Origin of the sequence: Breoghania sp., assembly GCF_963674635.1 — a bacterium.
Classification (GTDB): Bacteria; Pseudomonadota; Alphaproteobacteria; order Rhizobiales; family Stappiaceae; genus Breoghania.
Window position 1 is genome coordinate 1,065,741 of the sequence record NZ_OY771475.1, and the last position, 22,599, is coordinate 1,088,339.

Below are 22,599 nucleotides of genomic sequence, written 5' to 3' on the forward strand. Positions count from 1 at the left end.
CCTGGGGCGGGTCACATCGACGACTGCCTACTATCGACCAGTAAAAATGCCACGACGGAAGAGGGAACCGGAACAGATGGCGTTGCTTACTTTGATCGACCGTTTTTCCAGAGCTTTGGCGGTGCTGTCCGGCTTTGCGATTTTTCTGATGGCCGGGCTTGTTGTCAGCGAGATCGTGCTGCGCAACCTGTTTTCCATCAGTCTCACCTTCGTCTGGGAGGTTTCGGTCTACCTCCATATGGCGGCGATCTTTCTCGGTTCGGCCTGGACGCTTCGTACCGGCGGCCACATCCGCGTGACTTTGCTGCAATCCGTGTTTCCGCGCGCTTTCGAATGGTTTGCGACGCTGATCGGGCTTGCCATCTCCACTTATATGACCAACGCCCTTGTGCTGTTGGCGTGGAGCTATTGGCGAACCGGACGAACCTCGGGTTCAACCACCGATATCGCATTGATTTATCCGGCGGGCTTCATGGCTTTCGGGGCTGTCCTGCTGACGGTGCAGATTGCATTGCGCCTTGTTCACCTTGCCCTCGGCAGTGAGCCGGAAATTGACAACATGCGCGACGGCGACCGCGCCCCCATCATGGATTGACCTGCCGCATGCCATTACCTTCCATCGTCGCAATGATCTCGCTCCTGGCAATTCTGGCGTCCGGAGTGTGGGTGTCCCTGGGCCTCATGGGCGTGGGCATATTCAGTCTTGAAATCTTCCGCTCCATTCCGGTTGAGAAACTGCTGGCGCAGTCGATCTGGAATGGTGTTTCGTCGGCGGAGTTGCTTGCCCTGCCGCTTTTCATTCTGATGGCGGAGCTGCTTTTTCGCTCACGCTTTATCGACGGGCTGTTTTCTGCGCTGGAGCCGTGGGTACGGCGCCTGCCCGGCGGATTGCTGCACACCAACATTCTCGCTTGCGCATTCTTTGCGCTTGTCTCCGGCTCCTCCGCTGCAACCACCAGCTCCGTCGGACGCATCACGATCAACGAGCTGGACGGGCGCGGATATGATCGTCGCCTTACCATTGGTACGCTGGCCGGTGCGGGGACGCTCGGGTTCCTGATCCCTCCCTCCATCGTCATGATCGTCTATGGGGTTCTCTCCCAGACATCCGTCCTGAAGTTGTTCACCGCCGGCATTCTTCCTGGCGCACTTCTGACGCTTTGCTTCATGGGGTTCATCGCGGTTCTTGCAAAACTGCGCCCGAACATCGTGCCGAAACACACCGGCGACAACTCCCGCATCTGGAGAGAGCGGCTGGCGGGGCTGCCGGCACTGCTCCCCTTCATCGTGCTGATCGGCTCCATACTGGGGTCCATGTATGGCGGGATCGCGAGCCCGACGGAGGCCGCCGCCGTGGCGGTGCTTGTGACAATGGTCCTGATGGCGCTAGAGCGGTCGCTGACCTGGCGTGCCTTGAGCGATGCTGCGACCGGAACGGCACGAACGGTCGCCATGTTGGGCCTGATCATCGCAGCGGCGAGTTTTCTTGCCTCGGCCATCGGTTTTCTGGGAATGCCGCAAGCGGTCTCCGCCTTTATAAACGGGCTCAACCTGCCCCCGCTCGGGCTGATCGTGCTCCTGATGGTGGTTTACATCATTCTGGGAAGCTTCCTGGAAGGCATGTCGATCATCGTGATGACCATCCCCATTGTCCTGCCGCTCGTCGTCTCGGCTGGTTATGACAAGGTTTGGTTCGGCGTATTCCTGATCCTGATGGTGGAACTGGCGCAGATTTCTCCGCCGGTGGGGATGAACCTGTTCGTACTTCAGGGGCTGACGCGTGAGCCGCTGACGCGGGTGGTGCGGGCGGCCTTTCCGTTCTTCATTATCATGCTGTGCTTTGTCTTCTTCCTTGCGGTCTTTCCGCAAGTCGTGGGTCTGCTGCCCGGGCTTCTGCAAGGCGGATAAGCGCAGGCACTGGTCAAAATCGCGCAATACGCTACGATACTTCACGGTCATGGTTGATCGCGGAGGGAAGCGCGAATGGTCATGCAAGAGGGAGTTGACGGGCTCATAAGCCTGTCGGATCTGACGAAGGCGCAGCAGACGGTTCTCGCCAATTTGCGGAGCCGCCCGCTCTGGAGGGTTCGAAACGGCTGGAGACAGCAGGCGGGCGGAAGTCACATCACATTGGCAACCGGCACGAAGCTCCTGCGCGCAGGGCTTGTTGAGCAGACGGCAGGCAGCCTGCGTCTGACACCGCTCGGGCGCTTGCTGGCGGATGAGGCCGATCAGCGCCTGCGCGCCAAGACGAGAGTGCGGCCCGCCTGAAGGTCTGGCGCCTGAATGAGAAATGGTCCGATCGCTCCCGACCGGGCCAGCATCTGGTACGGCTTGTTTGCGATATTCAGATCGTCAGAACCACCGAGCCACGAATCTTGCTCGCCTCGATGATCTCATGCGCCCTTGCGCATTCATCCAGTGGCAAGGTCTCGGCGATGCGATGCTTCAGCTTGCCAGCTTTCAACGCGGCGTCGATATCGGCGATTGCCGCCTCCTTCGCGGCCCTCGGCATCGCATAGACGATCACCATCCGGATCGTGAGATCCAGATACATCATGCGAAAGAAGGGAAGCGACGGCGTGGGCTCTTGCGTCGATGAGTAGGTGGCGATCACCCCGCCGGTGGCGATGACGTCCAGAACCTTCTCCAGATTGGCCCCGAATTCCACGTCGATGACGCGGGTGACCTTTTCCCCGCCGGTCGCCTCCAGCAACAGATCCGGCCAGCCCTCCTTGCGGTGATTGATGACGATCTGTGCCCCGGCCTCGCGGCAGGCGGCTTCATCGTCCGCATTGCTGGCTGTGGCAATGACGCGGCCCCCTGCGTTGGCGGCCCATTGGATGGCGTAGTATCCAACCCGGCCCGCGCCCCCCGTGACGAGAATGGTCTGCCCCTCCACCGGTCCATCGGCAAAGACGCAGCGATGGGCGGTCATGGCCGGGATGCCGAGACAGGCGCCGATTTCGAAATCCGCTTCCTCCGCAAGCTTCGGCGCGTGGGCAGACGGGACGCTGACATATTCAGCCGCCGTTCCGAAACGCCTGCCGAACTGCGCGTTGAAGATCCACACCCGGTCGCCGATACGGGCTTGAGACACACCGGCGCCAACGGCCTCGATCACGCCTGCGCCATCGCTGTGCGGAATGACGTATCCTTCGTCCACGAGGTTCGGAAACGACCCCATGCGTTTCTTGACGTCGGAGGGATTGGGCGCGCTCGCATGGAGGCGCACCAGCACCTCTCCCTCGCCGGGCTCCGGCTTGTCGATCTCGACGACTTGCAACACATCGGCGGCCTTGCCGAATTTCTCGAAACAAACGGCTTTCATGAAAGGCTCCGTCAAAGAGGGTTCGACAGGGTTTCCGTGTGACCATCCACAGCCACAATCTGCCCCGACACCATGCCAGCATCATCTGATGCCAGAAAGGCGCACATGCGGGCTATATCGTCGGCGCTTACAAAGCGGCGCATGGAGACCTGGCCCTCATACAGACGACGCACCGCATCCGGTGCCACGCCGCGGGTTCTGGCATCACGCTCGATCACGCCGTCGATGCGCGGACCTTCGACGGAGCCCGGACAGATTGCATTGACCCGGATGTTGTGCGGGCCGAGTTCCATGGCGAGCGTCTTGGTGATGCCGATCAGCGCCCATTTCGCCGCCGCATAGGGCGATCTGTTGGGATAGCCGAAAAGCGCCGCCGTGGAGGCGATATTCACGATCGTCCCTGTTCCTGCCCGCTTCATGACCGGAATGGCCGCGCGCAGGAAGTTGAATGTGCCGTTGACGTTCACATCCAGGGTGCGCCGCCAGTCGTCGGGATCGATCTCCTCAAGGGGCGCATTCATGCCGGATGTTCCAGCATTGTTGACGAGGAGATCGAGGCGCCCGCCGGTCTTTTCCAGCATCCGCTCAACCGTCTGAGCAGCCCGCATCGCATCACACACATCGCAGACACTTGCTTCAATGGCCGGATTTTCGTCGCGCATCCGGGCAATGGCGTCTCGATCCGCGTCACAAATGTGAACCTGCCAGCCACGTGCGCTCAGCAGGCTTGCAATCGCGCGCCCGATGCCCGACGCCGCGCCGGTGACCATGGCTGTGCGCGGCGATGCGTCCTGACGGGACTGTGCCACTTCAGGCTCCTTTACTGTCGAAAGGTCAGGATCAGGGAGATGGCCCCTCAGGCCGCCTCCGGTGCCGGGTGTTCGGAAGGAAGGTGCATTTTCAGCGCCTCCAGCGTGTCTTCGAGCCAACCAAGGCGCATCTCCGGCACCGAGCGCAGAAGAAGCTCGGTGTAGTCGTCATAAGGCGGGCTGAGGGCTTCCTTCTTGCCGCCATAACGAACCACCTCATACTGGTACATGACGGCAATCGTGTCGGCGACTTCGCGCACGGCTGCGATATCATGGGTGATGAAGATGTAGGAGACGCCTTCCTTCTTCTGCAGATCGCGCAGGAGCTTCAGGATGCCCTTGGCGACCAGAGGATCAAGCGCGCTTGTCACCTCGTCGCAGATGATGAGTTTCGGTTCCGCCGCCAGCGCCCGTGCAATGCACACGCGCTGCTTCTGACCGCCGGAAAGCTCTGCCGGATAGCGGTCGATGAACTCCTCGCCAAGTTCGATCTTGTCGAGCAGTTCGATCACCCGCTTGCGCCGTTCCGCGCCCTTGTAGCCGAAGTAGAACTCCAGCGGACGTCCGATGATCGTGCCGACCGTCTGACGCGGGTTCATCGCGACATCGGCCATCTGGTAGATCATCTGGAGTTCGCGAAGGTCCTGCTTGGTGCGGCCCTTCAGGTTCGCAGACAAAGGACGCCCATCGAAAACCACCTCGCCTTCATGGGGTGGCAGCAGACCCGTCACCACGCGAGCAAGCGTGGATTTTCCCGATCCGCTTTCGCCCACCACAGCAAGGGTGGTGCCGGGCGCAACATCGAGGCTGATGTTGCGCACCACGTCGAAATTGAGGCTTCGATAGCGGGCGCTGACATTGCGGATGGAAAGAAGCGGCTCGCCGTCCGGGTGCTGCTCCTGCTTTTCACCGCTCTTCGCGGTCACCAGATCGCGGGTGTACTCCTCCTGCGGGTCAGTAATGATCTGCTCGCAGGAACCATATTCCACCATCTCGCCGCCGCGCAGCACCATGATGTCATCGGCGATCTGGGCAACGACGGCCAGATCGTGGGTGATATACATCGCTGCGACCTCGAAATCGCGGATCGCACGCTTGATTGCCTGAAGCACACCAAGCTGTGTGGTCACATCGAGCGCCGTCGTTGGTTCATCGAAGACGACAAGATCGGGTTTCGGGCACAGCGCCATCGCCGTCATGGCGCGTTGAAGCTGCCCGCCGGAGACCTGGTGGGGATAGCGATCGCCGAAGGTTTCCGGGTCGGGCAGATCGAGGCGGCGAAAAAGCTCGACCGCACGGGTCATTGCTTCCGCCCGGCTCATTCGCCCATGTTCCACCGTCGCCTCGATAACCTGATCCATCAGTTTTCGGGCCGGGTTGAAGGCAGCCGCGGCGGATTGCGCCACATAGGTGACCTCCGATCCGCGCACACTACGCAATGTCGCGCCGCTGGCTTTGCGCAGTTCACGCCCGTTCAGGCGGATTGAGCCGGCGGACAGACGGACACCGCCGCGCCCATATCCCATGGCGGAGAGGCCGATGGTGGATTTGCCCGCCCCGGATTCCCCGATGAGGCCCAGGACCTTGCCCTTTTCAAGGCTCAGCGAAACGCCGTCGACGATGGTGATCCGTTGGGGCTTTTCACCGGGCGGATAAGCGGTCGCCTCGATCTTCAGGCCCTCGATTTCAAGGAGCGTGTCATCCATTGCGGCCTCCTTTCAGGGACGTGGTGCGTTCAAGGATCCAGTCGGCAACGAGATTGACCGAAATGGCCAGGGCCGCGATGGCAACGGCGGGTAGGAGAGCTGCGGGAATGCCGTAGACGATCCCGTCCTTGTTTTCCTTCACGATGCCGCCCCAGTCGGCAGCGGGCGGCTGGATGCCCAGGCCGAGGAAGGAGAGCGTGGAGATGAAAAGCACGACGAAGATGAAGCGCATTCCCATTTCCGCAATCAGCGGCGAAAGTGCGTTGGGCAGGATTTCGCGGAAGATCACCCAGCGAAGCCCCTCCCCGCGCAGTTTCGCGGCTTCCACGAAGTCCATGACCGCGAGGTCCACGGCGACGGCCCGCGACAGGCGGTACATGCGGGTGGATTCCAGAAGGCCGATCACGACGATCAGCACCGGGATCGTCACGGGCATGACCGACAGCACCACCAGTGCGAAGATCAGCGAGGGGATAGACATCATCAGATCGACAAGGCGCGACAGGAGATGATCGACCCAGCCGCCGACGACGGCAGCGAGAAGACCGAGCGCCGTACCGACGGCGAAGGCGAGCATTGTGGCCACGAGCGCAACGAAGATCGTGGTGCGTCCGCCGTAGATGAGCCGCGAAAGCAGGTCGCGGCCGATATTGTCGGTGCCAAGCCAGTAGGAAGCGGAGGCGGGCTCCCACACGTCGCCAACGACTTCACTCACCCCATAGGGCGCAATAACCGGGGCCAGCAAAGCGACGGCGAAGAAGGTCGCGGTGACCGTGAGACCGAGCAAGGATGGCAAAGGGATTTTTTTCATTTGGGATGCCTCAACCTCGGGTTCGCCAGGATGGAGCACACGTCAGCCAGCATGTTCAGGAAGATGTAGACACCGGCGAAGATGATCCCGCAGGCCTGAACCACCGGCACGTCACGCTTGGAGACGTGATCGACCAGATACTGCCCCATGCCGGGATAGACGAAGACGACCTCCACCACGACCACGCCGACGATCAGGTAGGCCATGTTCAGCATGACCACGTTGACGATGGGCGCGACCGCATTGGGCATGGCGTGCCGCCAGATGATTTTCAGACGACCCAGCCCGTTGAGTTCCGCGGTTTCGATATAGGCCGACTGCATGACGTTCAGCAGTGCGGCGCGGGTCATGCGCATCATGTGCGCCAGAACGACCAGAACCAGAACCGCCACCGGCAGTGCGATGGCATGCAACCTGTCGAGCAATGACATGTGCGGGTTGATCATCGCCACCGAAGGCGCAAGGCCGAATTTCACCGCGAAATAGAAGACGAGGATGTAACTCAGCATGAACTCCGGCACCGAGATCGAGGCAAGCGTGACGGCTGAGATCAGCTTGTCGGGCCAGCGGTTGCGATAAAGCACCGAAATCAGCCCGAGCGAGATCGCAAGCGGCACCGAAATGGCCGCCGCAACGCCCGCCATCAGCAACGTGTTGGAGAGCCTTCGTCCGATCGCGGCAGCGATATCCTGGCCGTTGGTGAGGGAGGTCCCCAGATCGCCATGCAGCAGGTTGATCAACCAGGAGAGATAGCGCTGGTAAATCGGCGTGTTGAGCCCAAGCTCCGCACGCAGATTGGCGAGCGCTTCCGGTGTCGCCGATTGACCGAGGATCGCCTGTGCCACGTCGCCGGGCAGCATCTGCGTTCCGGCGAAGATCAGGAGGGATGAAAGAAGTATCAGGAAGAGGCCCAGCAGGATCCGCTGGGCCAACAATTTTCCTATTGCGGGGCTCATGTGCTGTCCTCAGGCGAACCAGCACTTGGTCGTGACGAGACCGTTCATGAGCTGGAACACACCGTTCTTCTCCCAGCCCTGGACCTTGTCCGAAACGCCTTCGATGAAGTCGTTGAACATCGGCGCGATCAGGCCGCCCTCGTCGCGCACAAGCATCCCCATTTCCGAGTAGAGCGCCTTGCGCTTGGCCGTGTCCAACTCCCCCTTGGCTTCGCCAAGCAGCTTGTCGAACTTCTCGTTCTTGAAACGCGTGTCGTTCCAGTCGGCAGTAGACAGATAGGCCGTGGAGTACATCTGGTCCTGAACGGGACGGCCATCCCAGTAGGACGCGCAGAAGGGCCTCTTGTTCCATACATCCGACCAATACCCGTCATCGGGAACGCGTTTCAGCTCCAGCGGGATACCGGCGGCCTTGGCGCTTTGCTGGAAAAGCTGGGCTGCATCGACTGCGCCCGGGAACGCTGCGTCCGCGACTTCCAGCACGATCGGGCTGCCGTCGTGGCCGGAGCTCTTGTAGAGGCTTGCCGCCTTTTCCGGGTCATAATGGCGCTGCGGGATGCTCTCATCGAACAGCGGATAGGTGCCGTTGACCGGCATATCATTGCCGACAGAGCCATAGCCGCGCAGGATCTTCTCCACCATCTCCTCGCGGTTGATGGCGTATTTCAGGGCGTTGCGAAGGTCGCGCGAATTGAAGGGCGCGGTGTCGCAATGCATGATGAAGACATAGTGGCCACGGCCCGAAACGTTCTTGACCGAAATGCCGGGAACGCGTCCCAGAAGCCCCGCGACCTTCGGAGCGACGCGGTTCACGACATGAACCTGCCCGGACTGGAGAGCGGAATTACGGGCGGTGTCATCGTTGATGACAGCCATTTCAACGGACTCAAAGTGCCCCCGCTCGCTGTCCCAGTAGTTCGGATTGCGCTCGAAGGTGTAGCGAACGCCCGCTTCATGCTCCACGAGCTTGTAGGCGCCGGTGCCGATGGCGGCATTCGGGTTCTCGCGACCGCCACCCGGCTGGATCATCAGGTGGAAATCCGACATCAGATAGGGCAGATCTGCGTTCGGGGCCTTGAGGTCCACCACGACATTGTCGCCGTCCACGCTGATCTTCTCGATGCCGCGCATCACGCCGAGCGCGCCGGACTTTGAGTTTTCGTCGGAATGTCGCAGCAGCGTCTCGCTGACATCCTCGGCAGTCAGGGTCTTGCCGTCGTGGAACTCCACGCCCTTGCGGATCTTGAAGGTCCAGGTCTTCGCGTCCGGGGAGCTGTCATAGGATTCCGCAAGACGCGGCGAGAGCGTCCCGTCCGGGTTCACTTCGAGCAGGGCTTCGGCCCAGGCGCGCTGAACCATGAAGGTCACGGTGTTCGCGGCAATGGCCGGGTCGAGGCTGTCCGTGCTCTGACCGGCGGCGAGACCGAGTTTCAGCAGGCCTCCCTTGACCGGCCCCGCGGCCATAACGGCCTGACCGAGCATGGAATTCGCCGCAATGGCGCCGACGCCCAGGGCAGATGTGCGGCCAAGAAATTCGCGACGCGACATGCCGCCTGCGGCTGTCAACCTGGTCAAATATTTGATGTAATCGCTCATGGTGATCTGTCCGTTTCGTTCTCTGGTGCGCTTCGTAATCGAGGTGGCTCGCAAGCCTCAAACCGAGCGGCATCTTTCTGGATGGACGAGCCTCATCCGGATTTCCGGGCAATGTCGGTCAGGCGGTCGTAGGTGCCTCCTCCCGCCGCTTGTTGGGTTCACCGACAAACCGCCCTGCTCCCGACTTTTCATGATTTTTGTGCGCCGCCGCATAGGCTGCCAGCCGTTGGGCGACTTCGGGCGCAGGCAGACAGCTGGCGCGGGCTGTGAGGTCGGTGTGAAGCAGCAACGTCTCGACGGTTGCTGCGAGTGCGCCATCTCCGCGGAAAAGCCGGTGATAGAGGTGCAGCTTCTTGCCTTCGCCGTTCAGCACCTGGGTCGTTGCTGTCAGCATGTCGCCCCCATGCACCTCGTCGAGGTAGCGAACGTGGCTTTCCACGGTGAAATAACTCAGGCCCCGCGCGATATAGGCTTCATCCGCACCGATCCGCTCCATGAACCCGTCGGTCGCCTTGGAGCCGGCCTCCAGATAGAAGGTCTCGTTCATGTGGCCGTTATAGTCGGTCCATGACGGCGGAACCTGACGTCGCAACGTGACTGGCAGGCCATCGCGTTCACCATCAACGACAAGCGACGTCTCATGCGCGGCGATGACATTGCCCGCCGCAGCCTTGTTGACCCGAAGCGCCCGCAGAATGCCGACGAGGTTGTCGTCGCGCTGGCGTTCCAGTTCGCGAATGGAATAGCCGCCGGACTGGGTGTCCGACTGGGCGGAGATCAGCTCCACCAGTTCATCGTTGTATTCCGGCACGTCCATCAGCTTGGTCCAGGGCCATTTCAGCGCCGGGCCGAACTGGGCCAGAAAGTGCTTCATGCCCGCTTCGCCGCCTGCGATGCGGTAGGTCTCGAAGATGCCCATCTGGGCAAAGCGCAGGCCAAGCCCCATGCGGATCGCTTCGTCGATATCGCGCGTTGTGGCGACCCCGTCCTTCACGAGCCATAAGCTCTCGCGCCAGACAGCCTCCAGAAGGCGATCCGCGATATGGGCGTCGATTTCCTTTTCCACGATGAGCGGATACATGCCGATGGACCGCAAGATCCGGGATGCGCGCTCGCAAGCGGCCTTGTCGCCGACCAGTTCCACCAGAGGCAGCAGGTAAACCGGATTGAACGGATGCGCGACGATGGCCTTGGTTCCGCGATCGTTCAGTTCCGACGGTTTGAAACCAGAGGTCGAGGACCCGACAATGGCATCCGGCCTTGCAGCGGTGGCAATCGCGGCATGGACGACCTGTTTCAAGGGCAAACGTTCCGGCACGCTCTCCTGGATCCAGCATGCCTGCTTCAACGCGTCTTCGAGCGTTTCGCAAAAGGTTAGTTTGCCTTCTTCCGGCAGAGCACGATCATAAATCGCGGGCAGCGTGCGACGGGCATTCGCGATGACTTCGCCAATCTGACGACGGCTTTCCGGCGCGGGATCGAAAATCCGCACGTCCCAGCCGTTCAACAGGAACCGCGCAGCCCATCCCCCACCGATCACACCACCGCCAACAATCGCGGCGACTTTGGCATTTGCACCCGTGGTCATTGCGGCCTCCATCAGCTTGCGCTCCCCGGCGCGCGCTTCACGAGGCCGAGTTTCTCTCGGACCTCCTGCGGACCAACGATCCGGCAGCCCATGTTTTCAGCAATCGTCACAGCACTTTCCACCAGCTGCGCGTTTGTTGCGAGTACGCCCTTCTTCAGGTGGAGATTGTCCTCAAGTCCGACGCGAACATTGCCCCCGGCAAGGATCGCAGCCGCCGCATAAGGCAACTGATCACGGCCAAGAGAGAATGCAGACCAGTGCCAGTCCTGCGGCACGTTGTTGACCATCGCCATGAATGTGTTGAGATCGTTCGGCGCGCCCCACGGAACGCCCATGCAGAGCTGCACGAGCGCCTGCTGGTCCAGCGTCCCTTCCCTCACCAGCTCCTTGGCGAACCAGAGATGGCCCGTGTCGAACGCCTCGATTTCGGGCTTCACACCGAGTGACGTCATCATCGATCCCATGGCGCGCAACATGCCGGGTGTGTTGACCATCACGTAGTCCGCCTCGGCGAAATTCATCGAGCCGCAATCGAGTGTGGCGATCTCCGGCAGACATTCAGCGATGTGAACCATGCGTTCGCTGGCACCGATCATGTCGGTCCCCGCCTCGTTGACGGGAAAGGGTGCTTCGCAGGGCCCAAAGGTGATGTCGCCCCCCATACCGGCGGTGAGGTTGAGAACGACATCGATCTCCGCATCGCGAATACGGTCTGTCACTTCACGGTAAAGTGCGGGGAGACGCGCCGGAGCCCCGGTTTCGGGATCGCGCACATGACAATGGACAATCGCCGCGCCCGCTTTTGCCGCATCGATGGCGCTGTTCGCGATTTCCCTGGGGCTGCGGGGCACGTGGGGGGAGCGATCCTGTGTGCTGCCAGATCCCGTTACGGCGCAAGTGATGAAGACTTCGCGATTCATTGTTATTGGCATGTATCGTCCGCTTGTGGTCCACAGCCTCCGCATCGTTCGATGGCGGCTGCCATGGTTTCGTTTTCCGTATCCCGCCACATCCCATTTTCGGGATACGCCTCGGGCTCACTTTTTCATTCGCAAAGGCTTGCGGATACGCTTGCGCACAGCAGGCCATAGCCCGGCGACTGGGCGCACATGTCCTGTCCCTGCGGAACGCCCCGCATGGCCCGGTACACACGTCCGCAAAACCCGAACACGGGGCCTTGCGCTTTTTCGTTCAGATCGTTGCAATGCAATGGCGCCAGACACCGGATGCAGAGCAGGACCGTTCGCAGTTAGGCGCCGCGAAGCGCGTTCATGCTGGTATTAACGGCCGGACCACTCGGCGTGTGCGCGCGTCATAAACCCGAGAATGCGCGATACGATCAGCGCGCAGGTTCATGGGCGGATCCGTTGCCGGGGTCTTTGCGCGCGCCGCAGGCGGCGAAACCCTCGTCAGGGCCGACATGGCATCGGATCGTCCAACCGACCCATCAAGCGACCGGGGGGAGCCGCATAGGGGTCAAAACGAATTGACATGGAGATAATAGGCTGGTGGCCTCGCTATCTATTGTCCTATATTGCCAATTATTTGTCTTCTTTGGACACATTACGGCATGAAAGTCACATTTCTGCTCTTCGAGGGCTTCTCAAACCTCGTTCTCTCCTGCCTGCTTGAACCGATAAGAATGCTGCGCGAGCTCTATCAGGACGAGATCGAATGGCGGGTCGTGACGCCCACGGATGGCCCTGTTCCCAGTTCCTCAAATCTGCATCTCACCCCGAATGCGCGGATTGAAGACATTGAGGCCTCCGACCTTCTGGTCGTGATCTCAAGCAATGGCTATCGCCAACATCCGACGCCGGAAAACCAGAGACTGGTCATGCAGCTCGTGCGCCAGTCGCAGATCGTGGTGGGGGCGGATGCAGGCGTCTGGCTTCTGGCCTCGACCGGCCTGCTCGATGAACTGACGGTCACCATGCATTGGGCGATCATGTCGGAATTCGCCGAGACCTATCCTCACATTCAGGTCACCCAGGAAAAAAATGTCATGGAGGGGAAATTCTGGAGCTGTGGCGGAGCCTCCACCGCGCTGGATCTGAGCCTGGCATTCATCAAGGAGCGGTTCGGACCGGCGAAGGCCTACATGGCATCATCGATGTTCACATCGGACGGGACACTTCAAAGGCAGGAAGAGCGGACGCCCACAGCCTTGCACACGCTCCGCAAGGGCCGCGTGGAGCCGGTCATTTCCATCATGGCGGAAACGATCGAACATCCGCTATCGCTTCCCGCATTGGCCGAACGGGCACACATCTCGCCACGCTCGCTCAACAGGCTGTTTCGCGCCGAGCTCGGCATGTCACCAGGCCAGTACTACCAGCAGCTCCGGCTATCCAATGCGCGCGAGCTGTCTGAAAATACCGATCTGGACCTTCGGGAAATCGCATTTCGTTGTGGTTACGCGGATGCGGCCTCGCTGACCAAAGCCTTCCGAAGGGTCTTCGGCCAGCCGATCCGCCAATATCAGAAAACCATCCACCCCGCGAACACCCGACCGCTTTTCGAGGGGTCGGAGAACTAGGGGGCGGCCTCGCAAGCGGGATTGAAAAACCAACGAAGCGGCGAAGAGTGCATGGGAAACGGCCACGGCCGCCCTATTGCCCGCTCAGATGGCACGACGCAGCCGGTCGCAGATCACCGCAAACTCTTCACGGGCCCGCGCACTGCGATGGCGGGCGCGGAGCCATCCATGGACGAGCCCCTGCCCGGTGCGGACTTCGACCTCCCTGCCAGCCATCCTCGCCTGATCACGATAGCGCAGGCAATCATCGTGGAGCGGATCGCATTCGGCAGGAAAAAGCCAGGTCGGGGGAAGCTCTGTCAGGTTGCCGCGCGAGGGATTGGCCGTCGGATCGTCCGTCGGGCCATGGCGGAGATCACCGTAGCTGAGACACTCCTCGCGGCTTAGCAAGGGCGCGTATGCGTGGGTCTCGTAGCTGCCGCCTTCCGGCTTGTAGCCGAGATCGGGATAGATCAGAACCTGCCCCAGCAAGGCAGGCGCTGACCACGTCCCCGCGATCGAGCCCATGATCATTGCGCCAGCGCTATCCCCGCAGAGGACGATGCGATGATTGCGGGCGAGTTCCCTCACAACCGCGAGCACATCGTCATAGGCGGCGGGATGGGGATGCTCCGGCACCAGTCGATAGTCGACCGACACAACACGGGCAGCCGTTTCAGCGGCGATCTCGGCGCAGACATCGTCGTGGCTTTCCAGTCCGCCCAGAACGAATCCCCCGCCATGCGCATAGACAATGACGGTGTCGCTTGCCGGTCCATAGATGCGCACCGGGACGCCAGAGACAGTGCGATCGGCAATGGACAGCCCCTGCGGCCTGCCCGCGTGGAAATGAGCAGCCATGCGGTCGTAGACGGCACGTTGGGCAGACCAGTCACCGGGTTCCAGATCGTCGGGATAGAAGGATAGCGTTTCATCTATGAACGCGCGCATCTCGCCATCGAGTATCTCGTTGTAGTCCACCGGTCAGATCTCCCGCATAGTCCCTTAATCAGCCGCGTCTTGATGCAGGCGAACCGAGATCATTGCAAGCGATGGGCTCGCGGGGCGCGCCCCGAGATGGCGACTGCCGCAGGAAGCAGCACTCGTGAGCGCGCCATTAGTTCCCTTCGGCGGGTTCGATGAAAAGAATGTCGAGATCCCGCTGCGGCCAGAAATCCTTCTCGCTCAATTCCAGCGTGGATCGGGAAATGCGGCGAACCCCATCCAGGCAGAGAAAAGCGTAATGGGCAGGACTTGCCGCTTCCACGGTGAGGTTGAACTTGCGGATCGGCCCGGACCAGTTCGCCCCGGTCTTCAGGATGTATTCCACCGTGGCACTCGTATAGGGCATGCCATATTCATCCTTCGTCCGCGGCTTGTTGATCTCGATGGAGGTCGCCAGATCATCGGATATGCAATAGGCGGCCTTTGCCTGTTGCGCCGTCTCGCCCTGCGGATCGCCGTATCCGAGCGGTGCGGCCACGCTGCGCCCCGCCACGGGCCTGTAACTGTGCTCGATCACCACCTCACGCCCCGCCGGAAAGGTCTGCTCCCAGTAATAGGTCGTGTGCATCGTCCAGCCGGCCTCCTCGTAGTCGAAATCATCGCGAAGAAGCCCGACCACCCGCAACTGTGCCTTCTGGTCCGGGGGCAAGGCCGCCAGGGCATCATGGGTGGAGGACTTGTAGGGCTCCAGCGGCAGGCCATATTCCCGCAGCATGGCGGTTCGATCCACGCCGAGCGCAATCGCACGCTGGTCGAGCGCCATTTCGACAGGTTGCCCGTTCACCCTGGTGGCGAAGTCGATGAAGTTTACCGCGTCCTGATCGGGAAGAATGGGATTGCTGAAGTCGGTGATCGCTCCGATATCGGGAAGCGGAAAGGCCACAAGCGTGGTGATGTCCCTGTCGCTTTCATTGCGAAACACATAGCGCACGTCGATGCGCTCGGGCGTGATGTGGAGGTCTTCCTGCAACATCGCCACAGCCTCCTGCTGAACGAATTCCAACCCACCGGAGGCTATGGTGGCAGAGGTGTCATTGGCCTGCGCGCCAAGGGAAAACAGAAAAGCGGCGATGGTGATAAAATACGGATTGAGGCTCTTCATTCGATAATCCTCACGATGAAAAAGGGGTGGCTTGGGCGCCTGATCCGGTCGCCCATATTGCCCTGAAAAATCCCGTTTAACAGCCTGCATAAGTGCCGCGGGTGATAGGGGCGTCACTGCAAGCAGCGCCCCGCAACTGGCTGTCCGGGGGGTGATCTCTCCGGTCCGATGACACGTAAGGTATCACCCCCCCATAGCAAACCACCAAACACCGGGGGCCGAACGCAAAACGGCGGAACCTGTCCGGGTCCCGCCGCTTTCTTCCGTCTCGCGCGATGTCGCTTACGCGCTCGCTACTCGATATCGACGCCGTAGAAATTGTGCGTGCCCATCGGGTGGATCTTGTAGCCCTTCACCTTCACGGCCATCGGCATGAAATCAACCGAATGGGCAATCGGAAGGATCGGAGCCTGATCGGCCACGATGACCTGCGCCTCTTCGTAAAGACTTGTTCGCTCAGCAACATCCGAGGTGATCTTCGCCTTCTGGATCAGCTCTTCATAGGGCTGATAACACCAGTTGGCCGTGTTGGATCCGCCAACGGAATCGCAGCCGAGAAGCACGGCGAGGAAGTTGTCGGGATCCCCGTTATCGCCGATCCAGCCCAGCAGCGCGGCGCCATCCCGATTGCGATCCCGCGCACGGCTCAGATACTCGCCCCACTCGTAGGAAACGATCTCTGCCTTGACGCCGACATTGGCGAGGTCAGCCTGCATCATTTCCGACATGCGGCGGGCATTCGGGTTGTAGGCGCGCGAAACCGGCATGGCCCAGAGTTTCATTTCCAGGCCGGACGCACCGGCCTCCTCCAGCATCGCCTTTGCGGCGGCAGGGTCGAATGGCGCGGGCTTCACATCCGCATTGTGCGACCAGATCGTGGGCGGCAGCGGCGTCGTCGCCATCTCGCCGGAGCCCTGATAGACCGCCTCAAGAATGGCCTGCTTGTCGATGGCCATGGTCAGCGCCTTGCGAACCTTGGGATTGTCGAACGGCGGCTGCAGGGTGTTGAAAGCAAGGTAGCCGAGGTTCAGCCCTTCCTGCTCCATCACGTTGATCGCCGGATCCTCCTGCATCAAGGCAAGGTCGGCCGGGTTCGGATAGGGCATGATATCGCATTCACCGGACTTCAGCCGCTGATAGCGCACCGAGGCATCGGGGGTGATTGCGAAGATCAGGCTGTCGAGCGCAGGCGCACCGGCCCAATAGTCCTTGTTGCCGGCATAGCGAATGACCGAACCCTGCTTGTAGCCCACAAAGCGGAACGGACCGGTGCCGATGGGCTTCTGGTTCAACAGTTCCGGCGTTCCCGCAGCCATGAGCTGATCAGCATATTCCTTGGACTGGATGGTCGCGAAATCCATCGCCAGATTGGACAGCATCGGCGCTTCGGGACGGTTCAGCACCAGCTTGACCGTGTAATCGTCAACCTTGACGATGTCCTTGATCAGCTCATCGAGCCCCATTGCGCCAAAGTAGGTCCAGTTGCCACCGGCATACTTGTGGTACGGATCGTCCGCCAGACGCTGACGGTTGAAGCTGAAAAGCACATCGTCGGCATTGAAGTCACGAGTCGGCGTGAAGATGTCGCTGGAGTGGAATTTCACCCCTTTGCGAAGGTGGAACGTGAACTCCTTGCGATCTTCGGAGACGTCCCAGCTTTCCGCCAATCCAGGTTCGACAAGCGTGGTGCCGATCTTGAACTCCACGAGCCGGTTGAAGACCGGGCGCGAGGATGCGTCAAACGTGGTGATCGAGGTATAAAGCGCGGCATCGAAGCCTTCCGGAGAGGCGTCGGAACAATAGACAAGCGTTTTTGCGCTTGCCGGGGCGACTGCAAGCGTCGTCGCCAGTGCCAGCAATCCCAGTCTTTTCTTTAGAAACATGAATTTCTCCGTTTCTTGTTCAGGAAGGTCATTTCAGGACAGAAGACCAAGGTCCCGAGGAAGAGGACACCGGTCGCATTACGCCCAATCGGCGTTGAGAAAAAGGGGAATAACGATCCCCCAAGCCACTCGTCAGTGGGCATCAACAAGCAATTTTGCGAGAACCTCGCCGATCAGCGGAAAGACCCTCGGTCCGTTGTCGCTGATCTGCTCCCCTCTAGTCATAATCGACAGTATGACCGGAGCGGCATCGGGCATTGCGACGCGCATCAAATCGTGGCGGTAAAAGGATGTGCGCGGATCCCCGGTCCACGGTGTGAAACCGGCCTTGCTCCATATGTCTGCCTCGCCCGGTATCCCGGCTCCCAGATACTCGGCCAACTGATAGGCAGGCAGGCTTGCATCAGGGCCGACGCGATCGCGCTTCAGGGTGTCCTGGGCGCGCTTGCGGCTGGTGTCGTGCAAGGGAAGCTCGCCGCAGAACAGCTCATGGAAAAGCCGGGCGCAGGCATGAGGGGTCAACGAATTGAGATAACTGCCGTCAGCACCGGCCAATTGCGCTTCCCGACCATAGCGAATGTCGCCGTTCAGCTTCTGATTGAGATTGCAGCCGGACCATTCAGGCCATCCCAGATCAGCGAAGACCCGGTTCACGCCTTCTCGCTGTTCTTCCCAGATCGCATACTCTTCACGACCCAGATAGGTGTCGCCGGTCGTGCCGGTCACGAAATCGATCACGTAATTCGTGGCGGTGTTGGAGGACCACTTGATCATGTCGCGGATCGCATCATCGAGATCGACCGGCGGCGAGACCCTTTCGTCTTCCAGAATTTTGAGCACATGGATCAGATGAAAGGCCTTCACCAGGCTGCAGGGATAGCAATGCCAGTCGCCGTTATGGGCGTAGCCCGCGGGCGCCTTTCCTTTGCCCGTCTCGCGCAAGGCCACGAAGCCGAAACCGTCCTCGGTAATGCCATCTGCGCCAAAACGTTCAAGAATCGTCGCTTTTACGGTCTCACAGCGTTCGCTCCAGCCGCTGTCGGTGAGGTAGAACATGGTAACTGGCCGCTTTCCTGGTTTTCCGCGGGCCTGATCCGCCCGCAATTCAGGCTTGATATTAGAGGCGGCTCACATCCATAAACAAAATCAATAAAAAGCGGCCTGCTATCAGTGAGCTGATAATGAATCTTCGAGAAATGGAACTGTTTGGTACGCTCATGCGCGTCGGAACGACCACCGAGACAGCGCGGGTTCTGGGAATTTCTCAGCCCGGCGTGAGTGCGCAGCTGAAGCGGCTGGAAAGCCGGCTGGGCATTTCCCTGTTCCAGCGCACGGGAAACAGGCTGGAGCCGACGGCGGAGGCACTGGAAATCTACGAGCAGGCAAAGCCGATCTTTGCCACGCAGGCGCGGATAAGGTCACGCCTACCCGCCATGCGGGATCGATATGCGGAACCCGTGATTATCGCGGCAACGCCCATATTGGTGGAGTGGTATCTTGGTCCGGCCCTCGTGGCGGCGGGCTATGATAATTGGAAGAAGACGCTCGAGATCCGGATCCACGATCCGGTCGAGGACCTGCGTTCTCGCATTGCCGATATTGGCCTGCAGATGGCCGTACCTCCGAAGGTGGAGTTTCATGCCCATATGGTCGGGAGCAGCGCCCTTGTTGCCGTGATGCGCGAAGGACACGAGCTGGCCGCACGAAAGCGGCTTTCGTGTTCGGACATCGCCTCTCATCCATTGGTCTGTTACGACGCCGACTGGTCCCCCATGGGCTCATCCATTCGCGATGCCTTTCAGGGCGGCGGCCTCACATATGAACCATCCTGCACGGTGCCCTTTTGTGCGAATGTGTGCGCGCTGGTGCTCAGTTGCGGCGGGATCGGGATCGTGGACGAAATGACCGCGCGCGGTTACGAGCGCGCGGGCATAATCTGGCGGCCTGTCCACGATATTCCAGATATCTCGATCATCGCGTTCCATCGCCGCAACGAGCCGTTGCGCTCGGTCACGCAGGATCTTTTGAACCGGATCCTGGCGGTCGGCGAAAACGAGGGATGAGCCACAAGGAGCTCACCCCTTCAGGCGATGCGGCTCTGAGGTCTCAAGATAGGCCTCCTCTTCCTGCGTCAGATCGATCGTGTCCACACCGGTGATCATCGGGCGGACATGCTCGAAAAAGTGCCCAACCGTCAGCAGATAGACGTGGATCAGGACGAAGCTGACAATCATGTAGCCCGCGATCAGGTGGAGGCTCGCTATCAGTTCGAGCTTGGCGGACGCATTCGGCGTCGATTGCCAGAACTCGTAAGTCAGATAGGCGATGCCGGTGATCCACATGGTCGGGAAGAGAACCAGCTTCAGCCCCAGATAGGCCAGCACCTGAAGTGGGTTGTGCTTGCGCCAGAACCCCTTGTGATAGGGGTGCGCTTCGCACTTGAAGACGCCATAGGCGTAGTAGCGGATGACCGGCCAGAGGCCCGAAATATCCGGCACGTAGTGACGCCAGGTCCCCGTGGTCAGATGCCAGAAGATCGCGAAGACCCAAAGGGCTATCAGACAAAGGGCGGAAATGGTGTGGAGGGTGACCGCCTGACCGAAATACAGGGCATGATGCAGCCCGTGGACACCGAGCCCCGAGAACATCAGCGTCACGATGAGCAGCGCCTGCGTCCAGTGCCAGAAGCGTTCGAACCGCGTGAAGATCTTGACCTTGCGCTCAGCCATTTGCCTTCCTCCCGCACCGCACGAGACGCACGACCATGTGACCCAGCAGGCCGATCATCACAAACAACAGGATTCCGAGCCCGATCTTCGTCGCGTCGGAGAACGGGGCCGCTCCCGGGATGTAGAGCCCGGGCACATCAGAAAGCCGCCCGTCCTTCGAATGACACTCACCACACTTCAGCGCATCCTCCTTGGGAGCGACCATATGGGTGATCGGCCAGTACATGAAGGTATCGACAAAGCCGAACTCACCCGAATAGGGCACCCCCATGTAGTCCATCCCTGCCTTGATCGACTTGGCCCAATCAAAGTTCGTCCAGAAGGCGGTCGTGGTGTCCGGCCCATAGACCTTGTTGTAGACAAGGTGGTTGAGCTTCTTGTCGTAGGCTTGCCGTCCCACCATCCGCTTGAAGGGCCAGATCCGGGCATCGGGATCGTTGGCTGACCCGGAGATCGCGTTGATCTCGACGACCTTGGTCGGGTCGATCGTGTCGCCGGCCAATGTGTAGCTCACCTCGCCATCGAACCAGGCGTAGTAAGGCACGACATTCTCGCCCCACTCGAAATCGCCCTTCGTGGACAGATAGGTGTGAAGATGCTTGCCGTCGCTCTGCACGAAGTTCTCTTCGTGATAGGGCTTGCCATCCTTCAGCTTGCCGCCAGTCGACCAGTCCCACGCGGTCTTGGTCGCCACGCCGCCGCGCGCGAAAGACGGGATATGACAGGTCTGGCAGGCGATCCGGTCGGTGTGGTGGTTGAGCTTGGTGGCGATGATCGAGTTGCCCGGATGGGGCTTCGTGCCGTGACAGGATTCACAGCTTGCCGCCTCCCGCGAGGCTCCGGGTCCGCCGCGTCCCGTCGTATCCTTCGCCACCACGTCGTAACGACTGCCCGCGGTCTTGTGCGAATGGGTGACATGGCAGGTTGAGCAGGCAAAATTCGCACCGTCTTTGGCCATATGAACGTCCACGGAACGCTCCGGTGCCATGAGGGCGGACGAGAGATCGCCGTGTTTCACATTATCGCCGCCGCCGCCGTAGAAATGGCATTGGCCGCAATTCTCGCGCCCCGGAGCACCAACGCTCCTGGCGGCGACGGACAAGTCGATGGGGGTGGCTTGCTCGCCCGTGATCGTCTTCGAACCGTCTTTGAAGGGGGCGACGGCGGGACGTCCGGCCTGATTGTCCAGCTTGGCATAGAGCTCTTTGTCGGCATGACAGACGAGACAATCCACCGCCGTTTCATCGGCAGGTGGCGGTTCGCGCATATCGTCCCAGCCATATCCGATATGACAGCTGGTGCACCGAGGCTCGTTGCTCGCGACATTGCCGCAGAACGCGTTGATCACGTTTCTTTTGCCAAGAGTCTGGCCGGTCCGGGCGTGCTTGTAGTCCCATGTCCAGTGCAGCGATCCCTGAACCTGTTTGCCGGCTTCGTTGTGGCAGGTCAGGCAGGCCTTCGTGACGTCCTGTCCGCTGGCGAACGGTCCATTGAGAATTTTGAACTTGGAATGGTCGGCCGTGCTGTCGCTGGCTGCCTCTTCCGGGGCAGGCTCCTGCGCGCCAGACTGAGAGGTGAAAAGCGGGGCCCCAAAGGCCAGAACCAATGCGAGCATCCCCAAGAGGCTCCGCGCATCGATCAAACGAGAGATATTCCTGACGATCCCGGTCATTGGTGCCCCCTGCTTTCAATCCGAATTGCCAGCCTGAACGCGTTGAGCGGAACACTTTGAAATTGCATGACGCCCCCTCCCGGATCGTGTGCCAACCCGGTGCAGTCGGGTCCAATAAGACAAACTCTAAATAGGTCATCGCGAAGAGGTTTCTTCTTCGCGGATTTTTCAAGGATCTGCCTGCTCCTTATCTCAATTCGATCATGCGGAGCGGATATTCAGCATTGAAAATAATCAATTACGACGCAGCGGCAGATGCCAATGTTGCAGCAAGGCCAGCAGCAACGTGACGTCGCAGAAGGCTGGAAACTGATTCAGAATAGCGCCATTTCCGCCATGAACAGGACGGCGGCAAACCTCAGTCCCGAAAGGACTGCGGTCATCTGTCGGTCTCATCGTTCAATGCAGCGGGTTTGCTCCGAGATCGGCGAATGCGCGCGATCTGGCATGGGACAGACGTTCAAGACGCGTCCGCTCGGGGGCCTCACATGTCAAAGCGGAATGAAATGAGGCAATTGCCCGCCCTGAAACACCGTCGCGAGGCAACGTCCAGACCCGAAAGGCACGTCCCGCTTATATGGGTCTGCAATGACGGTGGCGAACGCGTCAGCGAATTTGCGAACCGACTTCCGCGCGGGCCATTCATGTGGCTTCCGGCGAAACAAGGCATGGACCATCGATCTCATCCCCTCGCGCAATCTCGCCCCAGAAGAGCGAGATCCACTTCACACAAGGAGAATTACCACCAACGGAATCATATGCTTGGTGAGAGCAATGGCGGAAGAGGTGGGATTCGAACCCACGAGACGGTCACCCGCCTGCCGGTTTTCAAGACCGGTGCCTTCAACCACTCGGCCACTCTTCCGAAAATCGTCGCCCCTCCTTTGAGGGGC

General features: G+C 60.4%; 19 protein-coding genes and 1 tRNA gene. 5 read left to right on the forward strand and 15 right to left on the reverse strand.

Translation table 11 applies throughout. The features are described 5' to 3' along the window. Positions 1-91: 91 nt before the first annotated feature. The 3 genes from ABGM93_RS04730 (at position 92) to ABGM93_RS04740 (ending at position 2,271) form a co-directional block, all read left to right on the forward strand. Positions 92-595 carry a TRAP transporter small permease subunit gene (locus ABGM93_RS04730; protein WP_321503941.1) on the forward strand — a complete coding sequence of 168 codons (504 nt, stop codon included), beginning with the start codon at positions 92-94 and terminating at the stop codon, positions 593-595. A gap of 8 nt (positions 596-603) precedes the next feature. After that, positions 604-1,908: a TRAP transporter large permease subunit gene (locus ABGM93_RS04735; RefSeq protein ID WP_321503942.1), complete on the forward strand. Its 1,305-nt coding sequence runs from the start codon at positions 604-606 to the stop codon at positions 1,906-1,908. 81 nt (positions 1,909-1,989) lie between these two features. Continuing rightward, complete coding sequence (locus ABGM93_RS04740) at positions 1,990-2,271, forward strand: hypothetical protein (protein WP_319773757.1); 282 nt, start codon at positions 1,990-1,992, stop codon at positions 2,269-2,271. A gap of 76 nt (positions 2,272-2,347) precedes the next feature. On the opposite strand, the gene ABGM93_RS04745 is transcribed toward ABGM93_RS04740, so the two are convergent. From ABGM93_RS04745 to ABGM93_RS04780, 8 genes are all read right to left on the reverse strand, one after another. Continuing rightward, positions 2,348-3,331, reverse strand: a complete 984-nt coding sequence (locus tag ABGM93_RS04745) for an NADPH:quinone reductase (protein WP_321503943.1) — start codon at positions 3,329-3,331, stop codon at positions 2,348-2,350. Positions 3,332-3,342: 11 nt separating this feature from the next. After that, the gene (locus tag ABGM93_RS04750; RefSeq protein ID WP_321503944.1) at positions 3,343-4,140 is read right to left on the reverse strand and encodes an SDR family oxidoreductase; all 798 of its coding nucleotides are present in this window, start codon (positions 4,138-4,140) and stop codon (positions 3,343-3,345) included. A gap of 47 nt (positions 4,141-4,187) precedes the next feature. Further along, positions 4,188-5,846 (reverse strand): ABC transporter ATP-binding protein, encoded by a 1,659-nt coding sequence (locus ABGM93_RS04755; RefSeq protein ID WP_321503945.1) that lies wholly within the window; start codon positions 5,844-5,846, stop codon positions 4,188-4,190. Beyond that, complete coding sequence (locus ABGM93_RS04760; protein WP_321503946.1) at positions 5,839-6,657, reverse strand: ABC transporter permease; 819 nt, start codon at positions 6,655-6,657, stop codon at positions 5,839-5,841. Before ABGM93_RS04760 ends, ABGM93_RS04755 begins: the two co-directional genes overlap by 8 nt. Further along, positions 6,654-7,613 carry an ABC transporter permease gene (locus ABGM93_RS04765; protein ID WP_319773762.1) on the reverse strand — a complete coding sequence of 320 codons (960 nt, stop codon included), beginning with the start codon at positions 7,611-7,613 and terminating at the stop codon, positions 6,654-6,656. The genes ABGM93_RS04760 and ABGM93_RS04765 overlap by 4 nt, the downstream gene beginning before the upstream one ends. A 9-nt stretch (positions 7,614-7,622) precedes the next feature. Next, positions 7,623-9,209: an ABC transporter substrate-binding protein gene (locus ABGM93_RS04770; protein WP_321503947.1), complete on the reverse strand. Its 1,587-nt coding sequence runs from the start codon at positions 9,207-9,209 to the stop codon at positions 7,623-7,625. A 118-nt stretch (positions 9,210-9,327) separates the two neighbouring features. Beyond that, positions 9,328-10,797, reverse strand: coding sequence for a carnitine 3-dehydrogenase (locus ABGM93_RS04775; protein ID WP_321503948.1), 1,470 nt, complete (start codon positions 10,795-10,797; stop codon positions 9,328-9,330). 11 nt (positions 10,798-10,808) lie between these two features. After that, a complete protein-coding gene (locus ABGM93_RS04780) occupies positions 10,809-11,729 on the reverse strand; it encodes a 3-keto-5-aminohexanoate cleavage protein (RefSeq protein WP_321503949.1) in 921 nt (306 codons plus the stop codon). A gap of 638 nt (positions 11,730-12,367) precedes the next feature. On the opposite strand from ABGM93_RS04780, the gene ABGM93_RS04785 reads away from it, so the two are divergent. Then, entirely contained in the window at positions 12,368-13,336 is a 969-nt protein-coding gene (locus tag ABGM93_RS04785; RefSeq protein WP_321503950.1) for a helix-turn-helix domain-containing protein, read from the forward strand. A gap of 84 nt (positions 13,337-13,420) precedes the next feature. Here ABGM93_RS04785 and ABGM93_RS04790 read toward each other — a convergent pair whose 3' ends face one another. The 4 genes from ABGM93_RS04790 to ABGM93_RS04805 all read right to left on the reverse strand — a co-directional run bounded on the left by ABGM93_RS04790 (position 13,421) and on the right by ABGM93_RS04805 (position 18,361). Then, positions 13,421-14,296 carry an alpha/beta hydrolase gene (locus ABGM93_RS04790; RefSeq protein WP_321503951.1) on the reverse strand — a complete coding sequence of 292 codons (876 nt, stop codon included), beginning with the start codon at positions 14,294-14,296 and terminating at the stop codon, positions 13,421-13,423. A 136-nt stretch (positions 14,297-14,432) separates the two neighbouring features. After that, the gene (locus ABGM93_RS04795; protein WP_321503952.1) at positions 14,433-15,422 is read right to left on the reverse strand and encodes a DUF4424 domain-containing protein; all 990 of its coding nucleotides are present in this window, start codon (positions 15,420-15,422) and stop codon (positions 14,433-14,435) included. 293 nt (positions 15,423-15,715) lie between these two features. Further along, positions 15,716-17,305 carry an ABC transporter substrate-binding protein gene (locus ABGM93_RS04800; protein WP_321503953.1) on the reverse strand — a complete coding sequence of 530 codons (1,590 nt, stop codon included), beginning with the start codon at positions 17,303-17,305 and terminating at the stop codon, positions 15,716-15,718. A 132-nt stretch (positions 17,306-17,437) separates the two neighbouring features. Continuing rightward, positions 17,438-18,361 (reverse strand): serine hydrolase, encoded by a 924-nt coding sequence (locus tag ABGM93_RS04805; protein WP_321503954.1) that lies wholly within the window; start codon positions 18,359-18,361, stop codon positions 17,438-17,440. 125 nt (positions 18,362-18,486) lie between these two features. Here ABGM93_RS04805 and ABGM93_RS04810 point away from each other — a divergent pair, with 125 nt between their 5' ends. Continuing rightward, the gene (locus ABGM93_RS04810) at positions 18,487-19,368 is read left to right on the forward strand and encodes a LysR family transcriptional regulator (protein WP_321503955.1); all 882 of its coding nucleotides are present in this window, start codon (positions 18,487-18,489) and stop codon (positions 19,366-19,368) included. 12 nt (positions 19,369-19,380) lie between these two features. Here the strand turns inward: ABGM93_RS04810 and ABGM93_RS04815 are convergent, their stop codons facing one another. The 3 genes from ABGM93_RS04815 to ABGM93_RS04825 form a co-directional block, all read right to left on the reverse strand. Further along, complete coding sequence (locus ABGM93_RS04815) at positions 19,381-20,034, reverse strand: cytochrome b/b6 domain-containing protein (protein ID WP_321503956.1); 654 nt, start codon at positions 20,032-20,034, stop codon at positions 19,381-19,383. Then, positions 20,027-21,649 (reverse strand): tetrathionate reductase family octaheme c-type cytochrome, encoded by a 1,623-nt coding sequence (locus ABGM93_RS04820; protein ID WP_321503957.1) that lies wholly within the window; start codon positions 21,647-21,649, stop codon positions 20,027-20,029. The genes ABGM93_RS04815 and ABGM93_RS04820 overlap by 8 nt, the downstream gene beginning before the upstream one ends. An 832-nt stretch (positions 21,650-22,481) precedes the next feature. Then, a tRNA-Ser gene (locus ABGM93_RS04825) sits at positions 22,482-22,571 on the reverse strand. Between the last annotated feature and the right edge of the window lie 28 nt (positions 22,572-22,599).

Excerpts from the sequence above, each read along its gene's own strand:
- ABGM93_RS04735 (WP_321503942.1), top strand. The coding sequence starts at position 604 with ATGCCATTACCTTCCATCGTCGCAATGATCTCGCTCCTGGCAATTCTG.
- ABGM93_RS04740 (WP_319773757.1), top strand. The coding sequence starts at position 1,990 with ATGCAAGAGGGAGTTGACGGGCTCATAAGCCTGTCGGATCTGACGAAG.
- ABGM93_RS04745 (WP_321503943.1), bottom strand. The coding sequence starts at position 3,331 with ATGAAAGCCGTTTGTTTCGAGAAATTCGGCAAGGCCGCCGATGTGTTG.
- ABGM93_RS04755 (WP_321503945.1), bottom strand. The coding sequence starts at position 5,846 with ATGGATGACACGCTCCTTGAAATCGAGGGCCTGAAGATCGAGGCGACC.
- ABGM93_RS04760 (WP_321503946.1), bottom strand. The coding sequence starts at position 6,657 with ATGAAAAAAATCCCTTTGCCATCCTTGCTCGGTCTCACGGTCACCGCG.
- ABGM93_RS04765 (WP_319773762.1), bottom strand. The coding sequence starts at position 7,613 with ATGAGCCCCGCAATAGGAAAATTGTTGGCCCAGCGGATCCTGCTGGGC.
- ABGM93_RS04770 (WP_321503947.1), bottom strand. The coding sequence starts at position 9,209 with ATGAGCGATTACATCAAATATTTGACCAGGTTGACAGCCGCAGGCGGC.
- ABGM93_RS04775 (WP_321503948.1), bottom strand. The coding sequence starts at position 10,797 with ATGACCACGGGTGCAAATGCCAAAGTCGCCGCGATTGTTGGCGGTGGT.
- ABGM93_RS04780 (WP_321503949.1), bottom strand. The coding sequence starts at position 11,729 with ATGCCAATAACAATGAATCGCGAAGTCTTCATCACTTGCGCCGTAACG.
- ABGM93_RS04785 (WP_321503950.1), top strand. The coding sequence starts at position 12,368 with ATGAAAGTCACATTTCTGCTCTTCGAGGGCTTCTCAAACCTCGTTCTC.
- ABGM93_RS04795 (WP_321503952.1), bottom strand. The coding sequence starts at position 15,422 with ATGAAGAGCCTCAATCCGTATTTTATCACCATCGCCGCTTTTCTGTTT.
- ABGM93_RS04800 (WP_321503953.1), bottom strand. The coding sequence starts at position 17,305 with ATGTTTCTAAAGAAAAGACTGGGATTGCTGGCACTGGCGACGACGCTT.
- ABGM93_RS04805 (WP_321503954.1), bottom strand. The coding sequence starts at position 18,361 with ATGTTCTACCTCACCGACAGCGGCTGGAGCGAACGCTGTGAGACCGTA.
- ABGM93_RS04810 (WP_321503955.1), top strand. The coding sequence starts at position 18,487 with ATGAATCTTCGAGAAATGGAACTGTTTGGTACGCTCATGCGCGTCGGA.
- ABGM93_RS04815 (WP_321503956.1), bottom strand. The coding sequence starts at position 20,034 with ATGGCTGAGCGCAAGGTCAAGATCTTCACGCGGTTCGAACGCTTCTGG.
- ABGM93_RS04820 (WP_321503957.1), bottom strand. The coding sequence starts at position 21,649 with ATGCTCGCATTGGTTCTGGCCTTTGGGGCCCCGCTTTTCACCTCTCAG.